Annotated in this window: 17 protein-coding genes and 1 riboswitch; of the genes, 12 read left to right on the top strand and 5 right to left on the bottom strand. The window is 65.7% G+C overall.

The window, feature by feature from the left end; translation table 11 throughout:
* The first annotated feature begins 2 nt into the window (after positions 1–2).
* Complete coding sequence (gene cobT / locus JQ566_RS03600) at positions 3–1,055, top strand: nicotinate-nucleotide--dimethylbenzimidazole phosphoribosyltransferase (RefSeq protein WP_212370086.1); 1,053 nt, start codon at positions 3–5, stop codon at positions 1,053–1,055.
* On the opposite strand, the gene JQ566_RS03605 is transcribed toward cobT, so the two are convergent.
* The gene (locus JQ566_RS03605) at positions 1,048–1,620 is read right to left on the bottom strand and encodes a histidine phosphatase family protein (RefSeq protein WP_212370088.1); all 573 of its coding nucleotides are present in this window, start codon (positions 1,618–1,620) and stop codon (positions 1,048–1,050) included. The genes cobT and JQ566_RS03605 overlap by 8 nt on opposite strands.
* A gap of 72 nt (positions 1,621–1,692) precedes the next feature.
* A riboswitch (cobalamin riboswitch) is annotated at positions 1,693–1,893 on the top strand.
* Between the two features lie 115 nt (positions 1,894–2,008).
* On the opposite strand from JQ566_RS03605, the gene JQ566_RS03610 reads away from it, so the two are divergent.
* Complete coding sequence (locus JQ566_RS03610; RefSeq protein WP_212370090.1) at positions 2,009–4,366, top strand: TonB-dependent receptor; 2,358 nt, start codon at positions 2,009–2,011, stop codon at positions 4,364–4,366.
* Between the two features lie 12 nt (positions 4,367–4,378).
* Positions 4,379–5,794 (top strand): PepSY domain-containing protein, encoded by a 1,416-nt coding sequence (locus JQ566_RS03615; RefSeq protein ID WP_212370092.1) that lies wholly within the window; start codon positions 4,379–4,381, stop codon positions 5,792–5,794.
* Here the strand turns inward: JQ566_RS03615 and JQ566_RS03620 are convergent.
* The 3 genes from JQ566_RS03620 to JQ566_RS03630 form a co-directional block, all read right to left on the bottom strand.
* Positions 5,791–6,507: a siderophore-interacting protein gene (locus tag JQ566_RS03620; RefSeq protein WP_249139172.1), complete on the bottom strand. Its 717-nt coding sequence runs from the start codon at positions 6,505–6,507 to the stop codon at positions 5,791–5,793. The two genes, JQ566_RS03615 and JQ566_RS03620, sit on opposite strands and share 4 nt — an antisense overlap.
* A 63-nt stretch (positions 6,508–6,570) precedes the next feature.
* Positions 6,571–7,263, bottom strand: coding sequence for an O-methyltransferase (locus JQ566_RS03625; RefSeq protein ID WP_212370094.1), 693 nt, complete (start codon positions 7,261–7,263; stop codon positions 6,571–6,573).
* A 106-nt stretch (positions 7,264–7,369) separates the two neighbouring features.
* Positions 7,370–8,188: an AraC family transcriptional regulator gene (locus tag JQ566_RS03630; protein ID WP_212370096.1), complete on the bottom strand. Its 819-nt coding sequence runs from the start codon at positions 8,186–8,188 to the stop codon at positions 7,370–7,372.
* A 391-nt stretch (positions 8,189–8,579) separates the two neighbouring features.
* On the opposite strand from JQ566_RS03630, the gene pdxR reads away from it, so the two are divergent.
* From pdxR to JQ566_RS03665, 7 genes are all read left to right on the top strand, one after another.
* On the top strand, positions 8,580–10,124 hold the full coding sequence (gene pdxR / locus JQ566_RS03635; protein ID WP_212370098.1) for a MocR-like pyridoxine biosynthesis transcription factor PdxR: 1,545 nt from the start codon (positions 8,580–8,582) through the stop codon (positions 10,122–10,124).
* A gap of 427 nt (positions 10,125–10,551) precedes the next feature.
* A complete protein-coding gene (locus tag JQ566_RS03640; protein WP_212370100.1) occupies positions 10,552–12,561 on the top strand; it encodes a hydantoinase/oxoprolinase family protein in 2,010 nt (669 codons plus the stop codon).
* The gene (locus tag JQ566_RS03645; RefSeq protein ID WP_212370102.1) at positions 12,558–14,138 is read left to right on the top strand and encodes a hydantoinase B/oxoprolinase family protein; all 1,581 of its coding nucleotides are present in this window, start codon (positions 12,558–12,560) and stop codon (positions 14,136–14,138) included. The genes JQ566_RS03640 and JQ566_RS03645 overlap by 4 nt, the downstream gene beginning before the upstream one ends.
* 11 nt (positions 14,139–14,149) lie before the next feature.
* On the top strand, positions 14,150–15,445 hold the full coding sequence (locus JQ566_RS03650; protein ID WP_212370104.1) for an aminotransferase class III-fold pyridoxal phosphate-dependent enzyme: 1,296 nt from the start codon (positions 14,150–14,152) through the stop codon (positions 15,443–15,445).
* On the top strand, positions 15,442–17,124 hold the full coding sequence (locus JQ566_RS03655) for a long-chain-fatty-acid--CoA ligase (protein WP_212370106.1): 1,683 nt from the start codon (positions 15,442–15,444) through the stop codon (positions 17,122–17,124). The genes JQ566_RS03650 and JQ566_RS03655 overlap by 4 nt, the downstream gene beginning before the upstream one ends.
* A gap of 100 nt (positions 17,125–17,224) precedes the next feature.
* Positions 17,225–18,157, top strand: a complete 933-nt coding sequence (locus tag JQ566_RS03660) for an N-carbamoyl-D-amino-acid hydrolase (protein ID WP_212370108.1) — start codon at positions 17,225–17,227, stop codon at positions 18,155–18,157.
* Between the two features lie 5 nt (positions 18,158–18,162).
* A complete protein-coding gene (locus JQ566_RS03665) occupies positions 18,163–18,822 on the top strand; it encodes a flavin reductase family protein (RefSeq protein WP_212370110.1) in 660 nt (219 codons plus the stop codon).
* Here the strand turns inward: JQ566_RS03665 and JQ566_RS03670 are convergent.
* A complete protein-coding gene (locus JQ566_RS03670; protein ID WP_212370119.1) occupies positions 18,819–19,481 on the bottom strand; it encodes an aspartate/glutamate racemase family protein in 663 nt (220 codons plus the stop codon). The genes JQ566_RS03665 and JQ566_RS03670 overlap by 4 nt on opposite strands.
* Before the next feature lie 56 nt (positions 19,482–19,537).
* Here JQ566_RS03670 and hydA point away from each other — a divergent pair, with 56 nt between their 5' ends.
* A complete protein-coding gene (gene hydA, locus JQ566_RS03675; protein WP_212370121.1) occupies positions 19,538–21,007 on the top strand; it encodes a dihydropyrimidinase in 1,470 nt (489 codons plus the stop codon).
* A gap of 16 nt (positions 21,008–21,023) precedes the next feature.
* Entirely contained in the window at positions 21,024–21,998 is a 975-nt protein-coding gene (locus tag JQ566_RS03680) for an NAD-dependent epimerase/dehydratase family protein (RefSeq protein ID WP_212370123.1), read from the top strand.

The following is a 21,998-nucleotide window of genomic DNA, read 5'->3' on the forward strand; positions in this document are numbered from 1 at the left end:
GCATGCTTCCCGAATGGGTTTACCAGAATTGCCCCGAGGTCTCCGCGGTCCATCGCGAGGCGGCCATTGCACGGCAAGCGCAGCTGACGAAGCCGACCGGCGCACTCGGCCGGCTCGAGCAGCTCGCGATCGAGCTTGCGGGCTTGCAGGCGACCGAGCAGCCGCGCGCCGCGCGGGTACCGATCATCGTTTTCGCCGGCGACCACGGTATCGTCGCGCAGGGCGTGTCGGCCTATCCGCAAGCGGTCACCATCGCGATGATGGCGAATTTTGCGGCCGGAGGCGCGGCGATCTCGGTGCTGGCGCGCGAGCTTGGCTCGAGCCTGGAGGTGGTCGACGCCGGCACGCTGGCACCAGGGGAGATGGCGGGAATCGTCACCGACAAGCCGCGCAGCGGCACGCGCGATTTCAGCGTCGAGGCTGCGCTCACGCCGGCGGAATTGGCCTTCGCCTTCGAGGCCGGCCGGCGTGCGGTGGTGCGCGCCGAGGCCAACCAGCCTGACCTCTTGATCTTCGGCGAGATGGGCATCGGCAACACCACGACATCGGCGGCAATTGCCGCGAGCCTGCTTGGCGTGGGCGCCGAGGAGATCGCCGGCAGCGGCACCGGCGTCGATGCGGCCGGCCGCGCGCACAAGGCACGGGTGATCGATGCGGCGATTGCACGCCATGGCGTCGCCGGAGCCTCGGCCGAGAGGATCCTGTGCGCCGTCGGCGGTCTCGAGATCGCGGCGATCTCGGGCGCCATCGTCGCGGCCGCGCAGCGCCGCATTCCCGTATTCATGGACGGCTTCATCGTATCGATGGCAGCGCTCGCGGCAGTGCGGCTCAACCCGTCGTGCCAGCCGTTCCTGCTGCCGTCGCATCAATCGGCGGAGCAGGGACATCGGCTGGTGCTGCGTGCGCTGAACGTGCAGCCGTTGATCAGCCTCGATCTCAGGCTCGGCGAGGGATCGGGCGCCGCGATCGCGCTGCCCTTGGTTCGGTCGGCCTGCGCGCTCCACAACGGCATGGCGACCTTCGCGCAGGCGAGTGTGCCGGATCGGCCTAGCTGATCCGCTGATTGACCGAGACGACGCGCCAGCCGGTCGCGAGCCGGTCGATCCGGGTCAGCGACAGCGGGTCGATTACGAAGCGCAACGCGGCTTGCGGCGTGAGATCGAGCGCGATGCACAGCGCGGCGCGGATTGTGCCGGAATGCACGACGAGCGTTGCCGATCCGGCTCCGATCCGCGACAGGCCCAGGCGGACGCGCGCGACCTGATCCTCAAAGCTCTCGCCGCCCGGTGGTCTCCGGTGCGCGGGATCGCTCCAGAATTGCGCGTAGGCCTCGCCGCCGCTCGCGGCAAGTTCGTCATGTCGTCGGCCGGTCCAGCTGCCGAAATCCTGCTCGCTGAATTCACTCACCAGATCGGGTTCGAGCCCCAGCGCGCGCGCCGTCTCGAGCGTGCGCCGCGAAGGGCTCGCATAACTCGCAGCATCCCGCGGCAAGCGCGGCCGGAGCGCGTCCAGTTGCGCGTGGTCGGTCAGATCCGCCGGCGCATCGGCCGCGTGGATCGTCCCTTTGATGCCGTCGACAGGTGCATGTCGGATCAGCCAGAGGAAGGTCGCGCCTTCCATGCAAATCTCCGGGGAAGTTGGTGGCTGTGGCAATATCGCCGCAACTGGCACATTGACTCTGTCTTGGTGGTAATCCTAGATGCTCGTGACGGTTTCCCCGAGAGGGAATGAAAAGGGAATGCGGTGCGGGGCGTTGTCCCCAATGCCGTGGCTGCCCCCGCAACTGTGAGCGGATAATCCTTCGTCACGAGCCACTGGGTCCTCGGTCCCGGGAAGGCGACGAAGCGGTGATGACCCGCGAGCCAGGAGACCTGCCGTCAGCCGTGGTCACACGCGAAGATGTCGGTCGGGGAGTGCAGACATTCGGCTTCATCGGAGGGCTGACAGGCCCAGGGTGGGACCTCGTTCGCTGTGACGTGCCACTGACGTCATACCGAGGTCTAGACCCGTGTCTTCCATCCGTATCGCACGACCGCGCCGGTTCATGCTGGTTTCCGCCGCGCTCACGTCCTTTGCCGTTCTCGATCTGCCTGCCGCTCTGGCGCAGCAAACCCAAGAGCCGCTGCCACCCGTCGAGGTGTCGCCCGCCCAAGCGCGCAAGCCGGCCAAACCGGCCGCACGGGAGGCGGAGAGCGCGCGCCGCGCGGCAGCGCGCAGGAGGGCGGCTCTAACCGCACCGCCAAAACCCGTTATGCCGGCTTCGACGGCGCAAACCCCGCTCAACACCAATGCCGTTGCCGAAAGCGCCTCGCGGCTTGGCCTGACTGTGCGGGAGATACCGGCGACCGTTGAAGTCATCTCGGCCGAGACCATGCGCGAACAGGGCTATCGCACCGTGTCCGAGGTGGCGCAGGGCGCGGTCGGCGTCACCTCCGGCGACAACCCGGCTGAACCTTCGGCCTTCTCGATGCGCGGCTTCACCAACAGCCAGATCAACACGCTCTACAACGGCATCAAGATCGGTCCGCAGAACATGACCTCGCGGATCGTGGATACCGCCAATCTGGACGCCGTGGAATTCCTCAAAGGCCCGGCCTCCCTGATCTCGGGCGAGGGCGCCGCCGGCGGTGCGATCAACTTGGTCAACAAGCAGCCGCACACCGGCGCGGTCCGGAACGAGGCGGACTTCTCGTACGACTCGCTGAACTCGGTCCGCGCGCATTACGGCTCGGGCGGCAGCACCAATGTACAGGGCCTCGACTACCGCTTCGACATCAGCCGCTCCTCGCTCAACGGTTTTGTCGACGACACCTATACCAAGACGCTCGACGTCTCCGGCCAACTCAACTACCGCGTCTCCGACAGCCTCAAGGTCTGGGGCGCGATCGAGTACCGTGAGGATCGCGGAAAGGCCTATTGGGGCGCACCGCTGGTGCCGGTCGCCTTCAGCGGCTCGCATGCGACGACGGGGATCGTCTCCGGCAACTACGTCTCGAATTACAACGGAACGAATCTTGGTGCCGTCACGATCGACGACCGCACCTTCAACACCAACTACAACGTTCTCGACAACCGTAACGTCGCTCAGGAAGTGTGGTTGCGCGGCGGCTTCGAGCTGAAGCTGGCGCCGGATCTGACGCTGAAGAGCCAAGCCTATGGTTACGGCGCAGAGCGCACCTGGTTCAACAACGAGATCGAGGCGTTCAACTCCACCACGAACCTCGTCGATCGCGAGCGCTTCTATGTCGCGCAAAGCCAGCGTCTGGTCGGCAACATCACCGACCTGATCTGGGACACCAATATCGCGGGCTTTGACAACCGGCTGGTCACGACGCTCTCGTCGAGCTATCTCGATTTCGTCAGGCCCGGCGCGGCAAATTTTCCCAGCGATTCAGTTTCGCTCGTCGATCCCAACCGCGGCCTTTATGGCCTGCTCACGACACAGCAGCAGACCGCGCGCATCGACAACGAGGCACTGTCATTCGAGGACCGGCTGAAGCTGACACGTAGCTTCGCGCTGATCGGCGGCCTGCGTGTCGAGCACATCGGGCTCGATCGCAACTCGACCGACAAGAACGGTCTGGAGAAGGCTGGCTTTCCATTCACGAAAGACTGGGCGCCGGTGACGGGACGCATCGGCTACACCTGGGAGGCCGTTCCCGGCCTCACCTTCTTCAGCCAATATGCCACCGGCGCCGACATCGCAGCCAACAATATCTTCCTGCTGCTGCCGACCCAACCGCTGGACCTGACGACGTCGCGCACCTACGAGACCGGCGTCAAGCACCTGTTCTGGGACAACAGGGCGGAGTGGTCGTTCTCGGCCTACGACATCCTGCGCAAGAACGTCTATGCGGCGGCCGGCGGCATGCAGCTGAATATCGCCGGGCGGCAGGAGTCCAAGGGCGTCGAGCTTGCCGCCTCCGTGCGCCCGATCGAGCCGCTGCGGCTGTGGGGCAACATCGCCTATGTCGATGCGCGCTATGCCGACTACAATTTCGCAGGCGGCTCGTTCTCCGGCAACACGCCGCCGAACGTGCCGCGCATCGTCGCCAATGCCGGCGCGTCGTACCGGTTCTTCACCCCGTGGCCGGTGGAACTCGGCATCGTCGGCCGGCACGTCGGCGATCGCTACAACACCGACGCCAACACGGTGACGATGAACGCCTACACGGTCGGCGACGTCTACGCCTTCGTCGACATTCCCAAGACGGTCTTCAATGCCGTCGACCAGGCGCGCCTGACCTTCCGCGTGCGCAACTTCACCGACAAGCGCTACGCGATCTGGGGCGATCCGTTCTATCCCGACCAGATCCTCTTGGGCGCGCCGCGCACCTACGAGATCTCGGCGGCGTTCAAATGGTAGGGCGTTGAACGCATGATGGGCGCGATCGTCCTCTCGCACCGCTGGCTCGGGATCGCGTTCTGCCTCCTGTTCGCGATGTGGTTCGCGACTGGAATCGTGATGCACTACGTTCCGTTTCCGTCGCTGACGGAAGCGGAGCGATTTGCCGGGCTCGCGCCGCTGGATCGCGACGGGACGAGGATCTCGGTCGCGGACGCCGTTGCGGCGAGCGGGATCACCGATGCCACGCGTGTTCGGCTGATCCAGCGGAGTGATGGAGCGGTCTACATCGTGTCGGGGGCCTCGGGCCAGCGCGCAATCCGCGCGACCGACGGGAACAACGCGTTGGTGAAATCCGCTGGTGTCGCTCTGGTTTTGGCGCAAGCCCATGCGAGCCAGCGAAAGATCGATGCCTCGCATGCGTCGATTGTTGGTCACGCGGATTACGATCAATGGAGCGTGCCGAACGGCTACGATCGTCACCGGCCGTTGTTTCGCGTGGCTCTCGGTGATGTCGCCGGAACGGAGGTTTACGTCTCATCGCTCACCGGTGAGATCGTCCTAGATACGACGCAGAGCGAGCGCGGATGGAATTGGGTCGGCAGTGTGCTGCACTGGATCTATCCGACGCTGCTGCGAAGCAATTGGGCGCTCTGGGATCGGGTGGTCTGGACCTTGTCGCTGCTCGCCCTGATCGCAGCATTGCTGGGTGCCGTGCTCGGGATCGCGCGGATCAGGTTTCGCAAAGGGCAAATCTCCTCGCCTTACCGTGGCTGGCATGCGCTGCATCATCTCATCGGCCTCGCGGCGGCGCTCTTCGTGCTGACCTGGATCTTCAGCGGCTGGCTCTCGATGGATCACGGCCGGCTGTTCTCGCGCGGGCAATTGACGCCGGCAGAGGCCGGCGTGGTGAACGCCGCGCCCGATTGGAGGGAAGCTCCAACGCTGGATCGGCAGCCAATATCGCCCTCGGCTCGCGAGGTCGAATGGTTCGCCTTCAACGGCCATGTCTATCGGCGCGGCCGGGTTGATCTCGGCCGTCAGGCGTTGATCAAGGCAGGGGACGTGCCGCGAGATGAACGGGAATTTCTCAGCGCTCGCGAGGTGCTGACATTGACGATGCGCCTTGTCGCGGGCTGCGATGCACCGTCCGTTGTTGCTGATGACGATTTCTACTCCGTGCAAGCCGCATCCCCGGGTGCGCCGGTCTACCGCTTCCGGTGTAACGAGCTCTGGTTCGACATCGACGGCGCGGATGGCCGCGTGCTGCAACGGCTGGATGCGTCACGGCGGGCCTATCGCTGGGCCTACAGCGCGCTGCACACATTCGACGTTCCGGTCCTCATGGCGCACCCATATCTGCGCGAAATCCTGATCGTCGGGCTCTGCGCGCTCGGGCTGGTGTTCTCGATGACCGGCATCGTCATCGGCTGGCGGCGCTTGCGCTAATCCAGTCCGGTCTTGCCCGGCGCCCAATAGGCTTTGGTGCTCATCCGCGACCTTGCAACGCCGGCGGCTTTCAGGGACCGGCTGATGCGCTGGATCGACGAAGCCTTGCCGGTCAGGACGAAATGCGCGCTTGCGGCAAAGCGCAACAGCTCGGCGTCGACGGATGCAAGATGGGCGTCCTCGGCACTGCGCGCGATCAGTGTGGCGCCGCCGAGGCCGATGGCAGCCAGGACGGGATCTGCTTCTGCGGCATCCGAAACTTCGAACACGTAATCCACCTGCCGGTTGTCGCGGAACGCTGAGGCAACGCCGAATGCGGTTTCATCGCCGAACAGGACTGTCGGCGCTCTCGGAGCGGAAAGATCGAGCGAGCGACGTGGGCCGAAGAACCAGCAGATGTCGCCTTGGCGCAAGGCGCTTACCCATCGGCTGCCGGGCCCGTTGCCGTGTGCAAAAGCGAGCAGTCGAGTCCGGCCTTTCTCCGCATCCCACGACACCGGCGTGTAGGTCCGCGCGCTCAGGCCGGATCCCATCGCGACCTGGATCTTCTGGCCGATGGTCCATGCGACGCCCTTGAGGGCATCGCCTTCGAGCTCGATCGACCGAAAGCGAGGCGAGAGCGTCTCGACGCCGGTGACGCGCGCAGGGCGCATCAGCCATTGCAGCAACATGCGCGCGACTGGCCCCTGCGGCGGCTTCGATGGCTCGGACATCTGCGGTCGGTCGGGCTCGTTCAAAGCCGTGCTCCTGTCATTGGAGTTTCGTGGACGCGCGGATTACCGCGTCCTGACGCTGAGCTCGTTGCCGCGGGCGGGATCGAACGGCAGCGATAGCGAGAGATAGCCGTTTTGGCGATCGCGGACGTAGTCGATATAGCCTGATGCCTCCTCGAACGCGTTCTCGGCGACGATGATCGCGCCGGGTCTGAGGTGCGGCTCCAGCAGCTTGAGCACGGAAAGATAGAGCGTGAAGGCGCCGTCGAGCATCACCATGTCGATGTCGCCGTTGAGGCCGGAGCTGAGCGTTTCGCGGGCATCGCCCAGCCGAAACTCGACGAGATCGGCGAGCCCCGCGGCCGCGAGGTTCGCGCGCGCCCGCTCGATCTTGCCGGGTTCGAGATCTGTCCCGATCAGCCGGCCGCCGCCCATGTCGCGCAGTGCGGCCGCCATGTAGATCGTGGAAATTCCCATCGAAGAGCCGAACTCGACGATGTGCTTCGCCTTGCAGGCGCGGGCGCACACGTAGAGAAAGCGCCCAAACCGCGGAGACACGCTCAGAAAATTGTCGGCGAATCCGCGGTAGGTTCCTTCCAGATCGCGGCCCTCGGCGGTGACGAGCTGGTTGATCATCTCCTCGCGGCTGCTCGCCTCGTTCGCGAAGCTTTGCGCGAGCGGCGCATCGGCGGCTTCCGCTTCCCGGTGGAGGCGTTCGAGAACGTCCGCGACGAGGCCACTGCTGAGTGAATCCATGTTTCGAGCTCCTTGAGAATGCGCCTGCCGGGCGCTCTTGAGCCTGAATACGAGATCGTCCTGCGGGGCGCATTCCGCGAACGGGACAATCGATTGCGATTTCAGGTCAGTGCGTGCGGCGTTCCGCCAGATATCGCGCGGGCGGCTTGCCGAGCGCCTTGCGGAACATGGTGACGAAGGCGCTCGCGCCTTCATAGCCGAGATCGAGCGCCACAGCCTGGACCGACGCCCCCTGATCGAGGCGCTGAAGTGCGATGAGGATGTGGAGCTGCTGGCGCCATCGGCCGAAGCTCATGCCGGTCTCGCGTCGCAGGATGCGGGTGAGGGTTCTGGGAGCAACGCCCATGCGTCGGCCCCAGTCCTCGATCGTGGCGCGGTCGGAAGGGTCGGCCATCATCGCGCTCGCGATCCTGCGCAGCCGGGAATCGGCCGGCATGGGAAAACGCAGCTCTTCGACCGGTGCCAGCGAGAGCTGATCCAGCAGTACGGCCGCGATCCGCCCATCTGGTCCGTCCGCATCGTAGAGGGCCGGCATGTGCGTCGCATGGATCAGCAGACGTTCCAGCAGAGGGGAGATCGTCAGGGTGCAGCATTGCCGCGGCAGCGCCGGTACCGCATCCGGCTCCACGAACAGGCAATAGACCTCGACATTTCCGGCGACGCTCACGCCATGCGCAACATGGCCGGGAATCCAGACAGCGCAGCGCGGCGGCACGATCCACATGTTTCGCCCGGCTTCCAGCCTCACGACGCCGCGCCGGGCCAAGACGAGCTCGTCCTTGCGATGGGCGTGCATGGCCACCTCGGTGCCCTTCGTGACCATTTCGCCGCCGAAGGCTGCGATGGCGCGCGGCACGTCCTCCGGGTTGAAATCAAAGGAGTCATCGGGACGAAGGTCGCCGTCGTCGAGCCGGAAGAAGGGCATGATGAGCGGATGGTCGATTTAGATGCGATTGACTGGCTCCGGCAATATCTGGTCCGCGGGTCCGACTTGCAATGCGAGCAGCCCCAATCTCGATCGGTTCTAACGGTGGATTCGCTGCGTCACGGCCTCCGCGACATGCGCCCCGGAAGATCAGTGGTGCGCCGCTGCGGCATCACGGATCCCTTTTCGTGGGCTGTCTTTCGGTGTAGCTCTGCGCCGGCTCGAGATGGCGGCGCCAACCCGTCGACGATCATGCAGGAGGCAGCACGGATGTCCCCGAAAGTTCAGATGTTCATGCCCTTCGTGGACAAGTTGGTGGCGGCGGCCAAGAGCCTCACGGTCGGCAATGGCCTCGACAGTGGATAGGCCAGTGTTGCCCGACGTGCGAGACATGAACAGCAGCCGTCATCCGAGCAGGCGCCTATCCCTTGCCGGGATACATATCGACCGGACCTCCGCGGTGCCGCTGCATTTGCAGATCGCGAAGCATATCCGGGACGGCATTCTGTGCGGCGCCTTTCCCTCAGGGACGCAATTTCTCGGCTCGCGCGAGATCGCGCGTGAGCTGGGTTGCTCGCGAACCGTGGTGCTGACGGCATGGGATCTGCTCTACGCCGAAGGCTATCTTGAATCGACGCCGCGCGGCAGTGTCATGGTGGCATCGGTCGCCTCGGCGCATGCGGAGCCATCGTCCGCGTTGCCTGCGGCCAGGCCCGCCCACATGTCGGAGCGCTGGCGGTCGCTGCTGGCCTTCGACTACGAGACCAACTGGCCGTCGGAGTTCAGTCCGGGCGCGCCTGACATTTCAACCTTTCCCTTCAAGGATTGGTCGCGCCTGCTGCGCCAGGCCTGGCAAAATCCAAGAGAGCAGGAGTGCCTCGATCTTCCGCCCGAAGGCCATCCGCAATTGCGGAGCGAGATCGCGAACTTCCTCGGCTCCGTGCGCGGTCTCGTTTGCTCGCCGGACGAGGTCGTCGTCACCTCCGGCACATCGGGGGCACTGGATTTCTGCAGCCGGATGATCCTCGATCCCGGCGACGAGGTCTGGGTCGAGGAACCCGGCTTCGTGGAGGCGCGATGGGCGCTCACCGCGGCTGGTGCAAGGCTCGTTCCTGTCCCGGTCGACGACAAGGGGCTGGTCGTCTCGGAAGGAATTCGGCGCGCACCGCGTGCGCGGCTGATTGTGGTCACGCCGTCGCATCAATATCCGCTCGGCGTCAGCATGGGGCTGGAGCGGCGGCTCGAGCTGCTCGATTGGGCCAACAGGAACGATGTCTGGGTGATCGAGGACGATTACAATTCGGAGTTCAGGCACCAGGACAGCATGATCGCCTCCTTGCGCTCGCTCGATCGCGAGGGGCGGGTGATCTATTTCGGCACCTTCTCCAAGATCATGATGCCGAACCTGCGGCTCGGATACCTGGTCGCGAACAGGCATTTCATCGAGGGGTTCTCGAAGGGCCGCGCGCGGATCGACGTGCACACCTCCGGCATCGGCCAGCTCGCTTTGGCCGAATTCATGCGGGAGGGACATTTGCTGCGGCATCTGCGCGCGATGCGGCGGGTTTATGCGAGCCGGCGAAAGGCGCTGATCGATGCGATCGCGGCGCTGATGCCGGATGACCTGACCGTGTCCTCCGCCGTCACCGGGTTGCATCTCGTCGCGCTGTTCACCGAGGCGATGCAAGCGCGCATGAGTGATCGCGAAGCGGCGGCTGCCCTGAAGCAGGCCGGCATCCACGTACAGCCGCTGTCGCAGAACTTTCTGGAGCAGCCGACACGACAAGGCCTGGTGTTCGGCTACGGGCGGCTGCGCGTCGAGGATGCCTCGCCGCTGCTTGCGAGAATCGCGGCCTGCATCGGCAGCGGCTCCCGCAATGCATCATCAGCCCCAGAGATATCCTCTCGTACTGTCCGTACAATAAAGAGAGGCTGAACCGACCGATATGCATAGCTCATAGGCAGTCGAATATCCCGCAGGGCCGATCGATCGCCTGCAAATTAGACAGACGATTTGGAGCGTTCGGATTGCAGTGCAGCGGACATCGCGATTTGCGCGGAGAAATCCGTGGTGCACTGCACGTTTGCCGCGTGGCGCGGTCTCTGCTCGCGTGCCGTCAGCGCGGGCAGCGCTGCACCAAAACGTGCAGCAGATGGGGCGGCGCGCGGCTGAGGTCGCGCACTGGTCTAGTGGTTTGCGACAACTCTGGCCCTATCCCGCGCCCATCGCTCTGTCGCACGCTCGCTCATGGTGGCATGACAGGGGATGCATGATGAGCGCTCTCGGTTCGGCATTCGAGGTGGCGATGGACGGGAAGCACCCGGCGTCCGGTTCGGACGTCACGCGTAGCTGACCCCCAGACATGAGCGCTTTCGAAAATCACTGGGAGGTCGGCACCGACATCGGCGGCACCTTCACCGACATCATCGCCATCCGGCGCGATTCCGCGGAGGCCCGGATCGCAAAAGTTCCGTCGCGCCCCGACGCGCCGGTTCAGGCGATGCTGGAGGCGATCGAGGCGGTCGGCCTGCGCAAGAGCGAGGTCAAGCGCTTCGTCCATGGCACCACGCGCGTGACCAACGCCATCGTCGAGAACCGGCTGCCGAAAGTGGCGCTGGTCGCGACCGAAGGCTTTGCCGACGTGCTGGAGATCGCGCGCTATCGCCGCCGCGACCTCTATCGGCTCGACATTCCGCCGAAATCGCCGCCGCTGGTTCCGCCCGAACGCTGCTTCGGGCTTGCCGAGCGCCTCGATCACGAGGGCCGGGTGCTGAAGGCGCTGGAAGAAGCGGAGATCGAACGCCTTGTGGCGTGGCTGAAAGAGACCGGCGTGCAGAGCGTCGCGGTGGCGCTGCTGCACGCCTATGCCAATCCGGTGCATGAAAAGATGCTGGGCGAGCGGCTCAAGGATGTGGTCGCTCACGTCTCGCTCTCGCACGAGGTCAACCCAGAGGCACGCGAATATGAGCGGACCTCGGCGACCGTGTTCAACGCCGCCGCGATGCCGATCGCGGTGGAATATCTCAGCGAGCTCGAGCAGCGGCTGCCGATCGGCCCCGGCCTGCAGGTGTTTCATTCCGCCGGCGCCATGATCCCGATTTCCGCGGTGAAGCGGCGGCCGCTGGTGATGGCGATGTCGGGGCCTGCCGCCGGCGTCTCCGCGTCCGTCAGCATCGCGCGCCAGCTCGGCGCCTCGCGCATGCTGACCTTCGACATGGGCGGCACCACGACCGACGTCTGCCTGATCGTCGACGGCCAGGCCGAGATGACCGACGGCCGCATGCTTGGCGACAAGCCGCTGCGCCAGCCGATGCTCGCGGTTCATTCCATCGGCGCGGGCGGCGGATCGATCGTGCGCAACGGTCCCGGCGGCCTCACGGTCGGGCCGGAGAGCGCCGGCTCCGAGCCGGGCCCGGCCTGCTACGGCCGCGGCGGCCATGAGCCAACGATTACCGATGCCAATGCGGTGCTCGGCTATCTCAATCCCGAGACCAAGCTTGGTGAGCGCATCGGGATCGATGTCGGGGCCGCAAAGCGCGTCATTGAACCGATCGCGCACGCGCTCGGGCTGAACCTGACAGAGACAGCGCTCGGCATCATCAAGGTCGCGAACGCGACCATGGCCCGTGCGCTCCGCCGCGTCACGGTCGAGCGCGGCATCGACGGCCGCGACTGCACGCTGCTTGCCTTCGGCGGCGGCGGCCCGATGCATGCCGCCGGTCTCGCCGATCTCTACGGTATAGCAGAGGTGGTCGTGCCGAGCGCCTCGAGTGCGTTCTCGGCGCTGGGGTGCCTCACCGCCGATTTCAGCTTCCTGCAGCAACAGACTCTTCGCGCTGCCCTCGACGGCATCGATCTCGTGCGCGTGTCGGAGCGGATCGAGGCCTTGATTGCCGACGCCTCGGCGCCGCTTCTCGCCAATGGCGTTGCGAAGGCGGAGATCCAGGTCGAGCTGGTGGCCTTGATGCGCTATGCGGCGCAGAACGACGCCATTCCGGTATCCTTCGCGCTGCCGCTCGATGTCACCAGGCTCAAGCAGGATTTCCTGACGCGGCATCACGAATTGTTCGGCTATGCGACCGGCGAGCCTTGCGTCATCGAATCCGTGCGGGTGCAGGCGCGTCGCCCGTCGACAACGGTCGTCCATCGGCCCGCGACAGCGGCCAGGGCGGTGTCTACGGGCACGCGCATCTGCTCGTTCGATGGCTTCCATGACATCGCAACCGCGATTATCGACCGCGCCTCGCTCACAGAGACCATCAACGGTCCGGCCATCATCGAAGACGCCTGGTCGACGGTGGTTGTGCCGCCGGGTTGGCAAGCGAAGCCTGATACCGCCGGCAATCTATTCCTGACGCGGGGGGCGGCATGAAGCTCGATCCGTTCGTCGTCGAGGTCATCAGGCACGGGCTCTCCGCGGCGGCCGAGGAGATGAGCCTGGTGATGACGCGCTCGGCGCGCTCGCCGCTGCTGCGCGAGGCCGGCGACCTGTCGTCCGCGATCACCGATGGCCATGGCGGCCTGGTCGGGCAGGGCCGCGACATTCCGATCCATCTCGGCGCGATGGCCTACACCATCCCCGAGCTGCTGAAGGTGATGCCGCGCGACAGCCTGAACGATGGCGATGTCGTGATCTACAATGTCGGCGCGCTCGGCGGCAATCATCTCAACGACGTCAAGGTCGTGCGGCCCGTCTTCGTCGAGGGCGAGATCGTCGCCTTCGCGGTCAGCCTCGCGCACTGGCCTGATATCGGCGGCACCTGGCCCGGCAGCTACTTTGCCAAGGCCGTCGACACGTTCCAGGAGGCGCTGCGCATCCCGCCGGTGCTGATCGCGACCTCAGCCGGCCTCAACACGCCGATCGTGCAGCTGCTCAAGGCCAACGTTCGCGATGCCGAATCCTGCGAGGGCGATCTTCTTGCCCAGATTGCGGCAACCAAGGCCGGCGAGAAGCGCATCGTCGAGCTCTGCCGCGAGCACGGCAAGGCCGTCTTCACGGCGACGCAATCGCGCCTGCACGATCTCTCCGAAATCGAGATGCGCGAGGCACTGCGCGACCTGCCGGACGGCCTCTATGAGGGCGAGGACTACCTCGATGACGGCAGCGCGAACAACGCGCCGGCGCGCATCCATGTGAAGATCACCATTCGCGGCGACGAGGCGACCTTCGACCTCTCCGGAAGCTGTGACCGTGTCTCCAATTTCTGCAACACGACGCCGTTCATGGCGCGCTCGGCGGTGGCCTATGCTGCCCGCATCATGAGCGGTCGCGACATGCAGCAGAACGCCGGCGCGCTGCGGCCTCTGACCATCATCACGCGCCCGGGCTCGATCCTCGAGCCGGGCTGGACCGCGTCCGTTGCCGCCGGCAATCACGAGACCTCCATGCGCATCGTCGATGCGATCTTCCGCGCCATGCAGGACACCATTCCCGAGCGCCTGTCGGCTGGCGGGGCGACCACCGCGGGCGTGCTGTTCTTCGCCGAGCCGCGGCCGAACGGTTCGTGGAAGATGCTGTATGAGGTCCATGGCGGCGGCGAAGGCGCGCGGCACGATCGCGCCGGCATCTCTGCCACCCGCGTGCATCTGTCCAACACCTCGAACACGCCGGTCGAGGTGATCGAGGCGAACTACGCGATCCGGCTCGAGCAGCAGGCCATCCGCCGGCAGTCGGGCGGCGCGGGAGCGCATCGCGGCGGTGACGGCTCCGTCCGCACCTACCGCATCCTCGCGCCATCGATGCACCTGACCACCTGCATCGAACGGATGGTGATGGCGCCCTGGGGCATGCAGGGCGGCGAATCCGGCAAGGCCTGCCGCATCTCGCTGGTCCGGCAGGGCGCCAACGTCGCGATCGACGGCAAGTCGAACCTGGTGTTGCAGCAAGACGATCTCGTCACGATCGAGATGTGTGGCGGTGGCGGCTACGGCGCCGCGGCGGCGAAGTGAGGGGACCCGCGATGAGCAGATTGTTGCGAACCGGATTGAATGCGGGCGAGGCCGCGCCGATGGCCGTGGTCGGCGGCGAGGGCGTCTACTTTCATCTGTCGGATGGCCGCAAGCTGATCGACGGCAGCAACACCGGCGGCGGTCTCGGCCATCGCCATCCCGCGATGGTGGAGGCGATCCGCCGCGCGGCGGATACGCCTGTCGTGAACGAGGGATGGACCTGGGTCGGCCGCGAGCAGGCCGCCGACGACCTGATCGGCACCGCGTTCAAAGGCGAGGAGGATTGGGTCGGCGCGGTGCGCTTCTGCATCAGCGGCAGCGAGGCCAACGACATGGCGCTGTCGCTCTGTCAGGCGTTGACGCAGCGCTCCGCATTGGCAACGCGCGAGCGCGCCTATCACGGCATCACCGGCCTGTCGCGCAGCATGACGGTGCAGCCGCAATGGCACGGCGGACTCGCGGTCCACTCGGGCGGCTCGAAGCTGCCGGCACCGATGGCGCCGGTGCGGATTCTGCCGGCGCCGGATGGCGCGATCTATGGTGGGCCGACCAACAATACCCCGCCGAGCGAATATCTGGCGGATGCCCCGCGCCTGCTCTCGGACACGGCGGCAACGATCATCGACTACACCCAGGGCGGCATCTACTATGACGGCGCCTATCAGGATGAAGTGGCGAAGCGCGCGCGAGAGGCCGGTTCGTACTGGATCGCGGACGAGGTCGTCACCGGCGCGGGCCGTGCTGGGCGCTGGTTCGCATTCCAGGGCGCGCAGAGCCGTCCCGATATCGTGACGCTCGGAAAGTCGCTCGGCGGCGGTGCTGCAGCTGTGGCCGCTGTCGTGGTGTCCAAAGACATCGTCGAGCGGCTCAAGGGCACGAGCTGGCAGAATTACGGCACGCTGCGCGGTCATCCGATCAGCATGGCCGCCGTCAGCGCCTACCTGAAGGTCGTCACCGACGACAGGATTCTGGAGCACGTGCAAAACCTGGAGAAGCTGTTCACCCGCCGCCTGCTCGCGATCGCGCAAAAGCACCCGAGCGTGCAGCGCGTGGCCGGGCAGGGGCTGCACTGGACGGTGGAGCTCTACGGCCCGGACTGGCGCACATGGCACGCCGACACCACGGAGGTGCCGATCGCCTCGCGCGTCGCGGAGCGCGCGCTGGAGGCCGGCGCCGTGATCGGCACCAGCGGCGAGCAGACCTCGTTGTTCCTGGCGCCGCCGCTGGTGATCTCCGAGCGCGAAGCTGCGCTGCTGCTCGATGCGCTCGACCACGGCCTCGACATCGCCGACAAGGAGCATGGGTGAGCGCCGACCACGCAGCACCTCGTCGCTCGCCGGCCTGGCCGGAGAACGAGCCTTGGCATCTCGCGATGCCTGAAGGGACGCTTTACGACGCGCTGGCGCGGGCTGCACGTGAACGTCCCTCGCATCCGGCGACGGTGTTTTACGGCGCGAGCGTGAGCTACGCCGAGTTGCGCGACCGGGTCGATGCCATGGCCGGCTTCCTGCAAGGCGTCTGTGGTGTGAAGCGCGGCGACCGCGTCATGATCGCGCTGCAGAACTCGCCGCAATACGTCATCGCCTATTATGCGGTGATGCGGGCCGATGCCGTGATCGTGCCGGTCAATCCCATGAACAAGACCATCGAGATCGCGTATCTCGCCGCAGATGGCGGCGCCAGGGTCGCGATCATCGGCAGCGAGCTGAATGATGTTTTTGCGCCGCTGGCGGGCGACGTGATTACGCATGCGATTGTCGCGCAGTATCGCGACGAGGTTCCAGCCGCCACGCCCTACACGTTGCCGCTCTGCGTGACCGAGGCGCCGTCGGAGGTGCCGTCGTCGCCGGGCTGGCATTCGTGGTCGTCGGCGATCGCACGAAGCTTGCGGCCCGGCGCAATGACTGCGGGTCCGGACGATCTCATGATCCTGCCCTATACCTCCGGCACGACAGGCAAGCCCAAGGCGTGCATGCATACCCATCGCAGCGCGCTGTTCACCGCGGTGTTGCAAGCCCGCTGGTATGGGCTCGATGGCAGCGACGTGATGACCGGCTTCATGCCGCTGTTCCATGTCGCGGGCATGCAGGGTTCGATGAATGCCGCCATCGTCACCGGCGCCACGCTGCTGCTGATGGCGCGCTGGGACAAGGATCTGCTGCCGGACCTGTTCGAGACCTACGGCGTGACGTTCTGGAACGCCGCGCCGACCATGATCGTGGATGTGCTCGCAAGCGCCAGCTTCCGCGACAGATGCTTTGCCAAGCTCAAGGTTCTGACTGGCGGCGGCGCGGCGATGCCAACTGCGGTCGCCGAACGGCTGAAGGGTCGTTTCGGCCTCAATTTCGTCGAGGGCTACGGCATGACCGAGACGATGTCGCCGACGCACCTCAATCCGATGGCGGCGCCGAAGCGGCAGTGCCTCGGCATCGCCGTGCAGGAGACTGACGCCAGGGTCATCGATCCCGAAAGCCTGATCGAGCTCGAAGACAATGTGGTCGGCGAGATCGTCGTGCACGGGCCGCAGGTGCTGCAGGGTTACTGGAACAGGCCGGAGGCGGATGCTGAAGCCTTCATCGAACGCAATGGCAGGCGGTTCCTGCGCACGGGCGATCTCGGCTACCGCGATGCCGAAGGCTATTTCTTCGCCGTCGATCGCCTCAAGCGGATGATCAATGTCAGCGGCTTCAAGGTGTGGCCGGCCGAGGTCGAGGCGGCGATGTACCAGAACCGCGCGATCCGGGAGTGCTGCATCATCTCGGCGCCGGACGGCTATCGCGGCGAGACGGTCAAGGCGCTGGTGGTGCTGGATGAAGCCGCGCGCGCGACGACGTCGGCGGACGACATCGTCGGCTGGGCGCGCGGCGCGATGGCAAGCTACAAGGCGCCGCGCGCCGTCGTCTTCGTCGAGTCCCTGCCGCGTACCGCGAGCAACAAGATCAACTGGCGGCTTTTGCAGGACGCCGAATGGGGGCGGACGGCATGAAAGGTGCTTGGCTGGAAAAGCGGTGCGAGGCTGCGATATGCTGCGCGCGCCGGAACATCCTTGAAGCCGCTTCCCCCGAGAGATCACCAGGAATTCGCTGATGCGTATCGTCAATGTCGCCGCCGCCCAGATGGGCCCGATCCAGAAGGCCGACAGCCGCGAGGCCGTGGTCAAGCGCATGATCGCGCTGATGGACGAAGCCAAGAGCAAGGGCGCCGACCTGATCGTCTATCCCGAGCTGGCGCTGACGACGTTCTTCCCGCGCTGGTACGTCGATGACCGCTCCGAGTTCGACATCTGGTTCGAACGAGAGATGCCGAACGCGGCGACGAGGCCGCTGTTCGAGCGTGCGGCGCAGCACCAGATGGCGATGAATTTCGGCTATGCGGAGCTGACGCCGGACGGCCATCACTTCAACACCGCTGTTCTCACCGACAAGTCCGGCAAGATCGTCGGCAAGTATCGCAAGGTCCATTTGCCGGGCCATGTGGAATACGACACCAAGCGCTCGCACCAGCACCTCGAGAAGCGCTATTTCGAGCCGGGCGATCTCGGATTCAACGTCTGGCGCGAGCTCGGCGGCATCATCGGCATGGCGATCTGCAACGATCGCCGCTGGCCCGAGACCTATCGCGTCATGGGCCTGCAGGGCGTCGAGATGGTGCTGATCGGCTACAACACGCCGTCCGTGAATGCGGAGAAGAGCGAAGAGGGCGTCGAGAAGCGGCTGTTTCACAACCGCCTCTCGGTGCAGGCAGGCGCCTATCAGAATGCGACCTGGGTCGTCGCGGTGGCGAAGGCCGGCGTCGAGGACGGGCACCCTTTGTTCGGGGGCAGCCTGATCGTCGATCCCAATGGCGAGATCGTCGCCGAAGCCAAGACTGAGGACGACGAGGTTCTGGTCCACCCGTGCGATCTCGACGCCACCACCTTCGGAAAGACCACGATCTTCGATTTCGCTCGCCATCGCCGCATCGAGCATTACGGCCTGATCACCAGCCGCACCGGCGCGGTGCCGCCACCGGAGAAGTGATACCGATGGCGGACAAAGGCATATCACTTCGTGAGCTGGATCCGCGCGATCGCTACAAGCTGCTCTGCGGCGTGGTGGTGCCGCGGCCGATCGCGCTGGTGACGACGCTGGACGAGAACGGAGCGGTCAATGCCGCGCCGTTCAGCTTCTTCAACGTGTTCTCGGAAAGCCCCCCGCTGATCGTGCTCGGGCTGCAGCACAAGCCCGATCACTCGCCGAAGGACACCACCCGCAACATCCATCGCGACGGCGAGTTCGTCGTGCACATGGTGGATGAGGCGCTGTCGGTAGCGATGAACGATTGCGCGGTCGATTTTCCCTCAGGTGACAGCGAGGTCGCCGCGACCGGGCTTGCGACGCTTCCCTCGGTCGATGTGAAGGTGCCCCGCCTTGCGGCTGCGCCGTTTGCGCTGGAATGCCGGCGCCATGTCGTGCTGAACTTCTCGCCGGATCGCGAGCTGCTGGTCGGCGAGGTCTTGCGGGTTCACGCCCGCGAGGGCCTCGTCAATACCGCCAACATGTATGTCGATCTCGACGCCTACCGGCCGATCGGCCGCATGTTCGGCAATCTCTACACCACCCAGCGGGACACGTTTGCGCTTGTCCGCGAGAGCCATGCGCAATGGCTCGCGCGGCAGGACGCCAAAGAGCTGAAGGACGCCTAGTGAGCCGAGAACTGCACCGTACCGAGCGCCATGGTGACGGCCGCCTGTGTCGGGTCGATCACGGGAATACGCAGTGCATCTTCGAGCGGGCGGCGGTGGCGTGCCATGCCGGCGCAGCCCATCACGATGGCGCGGGCGCCGTCCTCGTCGCGCAGCGCGCGGCCGATCTCGATCATTTTCGCCAGCGTGCCTTCGCCCGAGGCGGTCTCGGCGACGCTCATGTTCAGCGGCCGCTCGCCGGCGAGGCGGTCGGTCAGGCCCATCTGCCTGAGATAGCGCATGTGTCGGGGGATCGAGCGCTGGGCAATCGCGATGACGCCGAAGGTCTCGGCGCGGGAAAGCGCTGTCAGTACGCCGCACTCGGCGATGCCGAACACGGGGCGGTCGGTGCCTTCGCGGCAGACCTGAAGCCCGGGATCGCTGTAGCAGGCGATGACGAAGGCGGCCGTGCTGTTGTCGCTTTCGACGAGCTTTCGCAGCGGCATCGCAACGCTATCGACATCCGCCTGGCTTTCGATGCCGAACGGACCGTCGACGAGCGTCTGGCAGACCACCTCCGGCCCGCCCTCGAAGTCGAGCGGCTTCAGCGCATCCTCCAGCCCTTGCGTGACCTTGTGGTTGGAGTTCGGGTTGATGACGAGAATGCGCGGCCGGGACATGATGGTCTTCCTGCGAAATTACGAGTACGTGCCTTGAGCCTATCACGGAGTGCCGCATGACTGAACCCGCTTACGACCTGATCATCCGCGGCGGCCGCGTCGCCACCACCACCGACGTCTTCGAGGCCGACGTCGCCGTCTCGGGTGAGACCATCGCGGCCATCGGCCGCGGGCTTCCCGTAGCCAAGCGCGAGATCGATGCGCGCGGCAAGCTGGTGCTGCCCGGCGGCGTCGACAGCCACGCTCATATCGAGCAGCTGTCGGCCGCCGGCATCATGAACGCCGACACTTTCGAGAGCGCGACCGTCTCCGCGGCCTTCGGCGGCACCACCACGGTGATCCCGTTCGCCGCCCAGCATGTCGGCATGAAGCTGCCGCAGGTCGTCGAGGATTATCACGCTCTGGCGAAGAAGGGCGCGGTGATCGACTATGCCTTCCACATGATCATTGCGGATGCGACCAGGGAGACGGTCGAGGAGCACATTCCCGCGCTGGTGAAGCAGGGCCATGCCTCGATCAAGATCTTCATGACCTACGACCGGCTCAAGGTCGACGACGAGCCGCTGCTCGACATCCTCCTCGCCGCGCGCCAGTCCGGCGCCATGCTGTGCGCTCATGCCGAGAACCACGGCATCATTGCCTGGATGGTGAAGCGGCTGCTCGCACGCGGCTACACCATGCCGAAATACCACGCCGTCAGCCACGCCCGCGTGTCGGAGGCGGAAGCCTTTACCCGACTGATCGGCATGGCGGCGCTGATCGACCAACCGATCATGATCTTCCATGTCTCGACCGCCGAGGGCGCCAAGGTGATCCGCGACTCGCGCGGGCAGGGGCTCAAGGTCTTCGCCGAGACCTGTCCGCAATATCTGTTCCTCACGGCAGGCGATCTCGACAAGCCCGGCGCCGAAGGCGCCAAATGGATGTGCAGCCCGCCGCCGCGCACGCATTCGGACCAGGAGGCACTGTGGCAGGCGCTCTCGCTCGGCGATCTTCAGACCATCTCGTCGGATCATGCCCCGTATCGCTATGACGAGACCGGCAAGCTGCGCGCCGGACCCAATCCGAATTTCAAGCAGGTCGCGAACGGCTTGCCGGGGCTGGAGCTGCGGCTGCCGCTGCTGTTCGACGCGATGGTGTCGAAGGGCCGGCTGGGCCTGGAAAAATTCGTCGAGCTGACCGCGACCGCGCCGGCCAAGATCTACAACCTGCATCCGCGCAAGGGCTCGATCGCAGTCGGGGCCGACGCCGATATCGCGATCTGGGATCCGAACCGCGAGGTCACCATCGCCGACGAGATGATGCACGATCTCGCCGGCTACACGCCGTTCTCGGGCCGCAAGCTGAAGGGCTGGCCGGTGTCGGTGCTCTCGCGCGGCCGCGTAATCATCGAGGGCAACAAGTGTCTCGCGAGCGCGGGCAGCGGAAAATTCCTGGCGCGCAGCGGCGGCGAGGCGGCGAAGCCGACCGGCCGGCTCGTCGCCGACATGGATCCGGAACGGAATTTTGGAGCAAAGCTGCTGTGACGGTGGATCGCGCGCGATGAAGGTCGTCATCTTCGGCGGCACCGGCTTTGTCGGCCTCAATCTCGCAGAGGTGCTGCTCGCGCGCGGACACGAGGTGACGCTGTATGACCGTGCCCCGCTGCCGTTTTCCGCGCAGCGATCTCTTGCCGACTACGGCACACGGCTCAATCCCGTGCAGGGCGACATCACCGACGCAGAAGTCATCGATGCCCTTATCGCAAGGGGCTGCGATGCGATCGTGCTGGGCGCGGCGGTCACCGCCGGGGATGAGCTTGAGCGGGCATCGACCGCGCGCGTTCTCGAAATCAATGTCATGGCGCAGATCCCGATCCTGCTCGCGGCGATCCGTCATGGCGTTCGCCGCGTCATCAATCTCTCGTCGGCGTCGGCCTATGGCGCGGCGGGCCAGCGTCATCAAATCCTCGACGAGGAAACGCCCTGCGATCCCATCTCGTTCTACGCCATCAGCAAGTTCACCTCGGAACGTTCGGTAGCGCGCCATGCCGCGCTCTTTGGCGGCGATTTCCTGAGCGTGCGGCTGAGTGCGGTGTTCGGTCCGTGGGAGCGGGCCGGCGCGGTACGCGATACGCCGAGCCTCCAGTTCCAGATCCTGGCGGCGTTCGCCCGTGGCGAGCCGGCGATCATGCCGGCCCCTGGGATAAAGGACTGGACCTATGCGCCCGACGCTGCCGAAGCGGTGGCGGTGCTGATCGAAGCCGAGCGGCCGCGCCATCGGCTCTACAATATCTCCAGTGGCGTGGCCTGGTCGGCGCTGCAATGGGGCGAGGCGTTTGCGGCGCTGCATCCCGGGCTGGAGTGTCGGCTCGCGTCTCCCGGAGAGAAGACCTTCATCAAGCTCCACGGCGGGGATCGGGCGCCGATGTCGGTTGCGCGGATGGCCGACGAGTTCGGCTGGCGTGCCCGGTTCGGCTGCGCGGAGTCGGCCGCCGCGATGAGCGCCTGGTGGATGCAGCACAAGGAGGGGATCTGA

It is taken from the genome of Bradyrhizobium sp. SZCCT0231, from assembly GCF_018130245.1.
GTDB lineage: Bacteria > Pseudomonadota > Alphaproteobacteria > Rhizobiales > Xanthobacteraceae > Bradyrhizobium > Bradyrhizobium japonicum_F.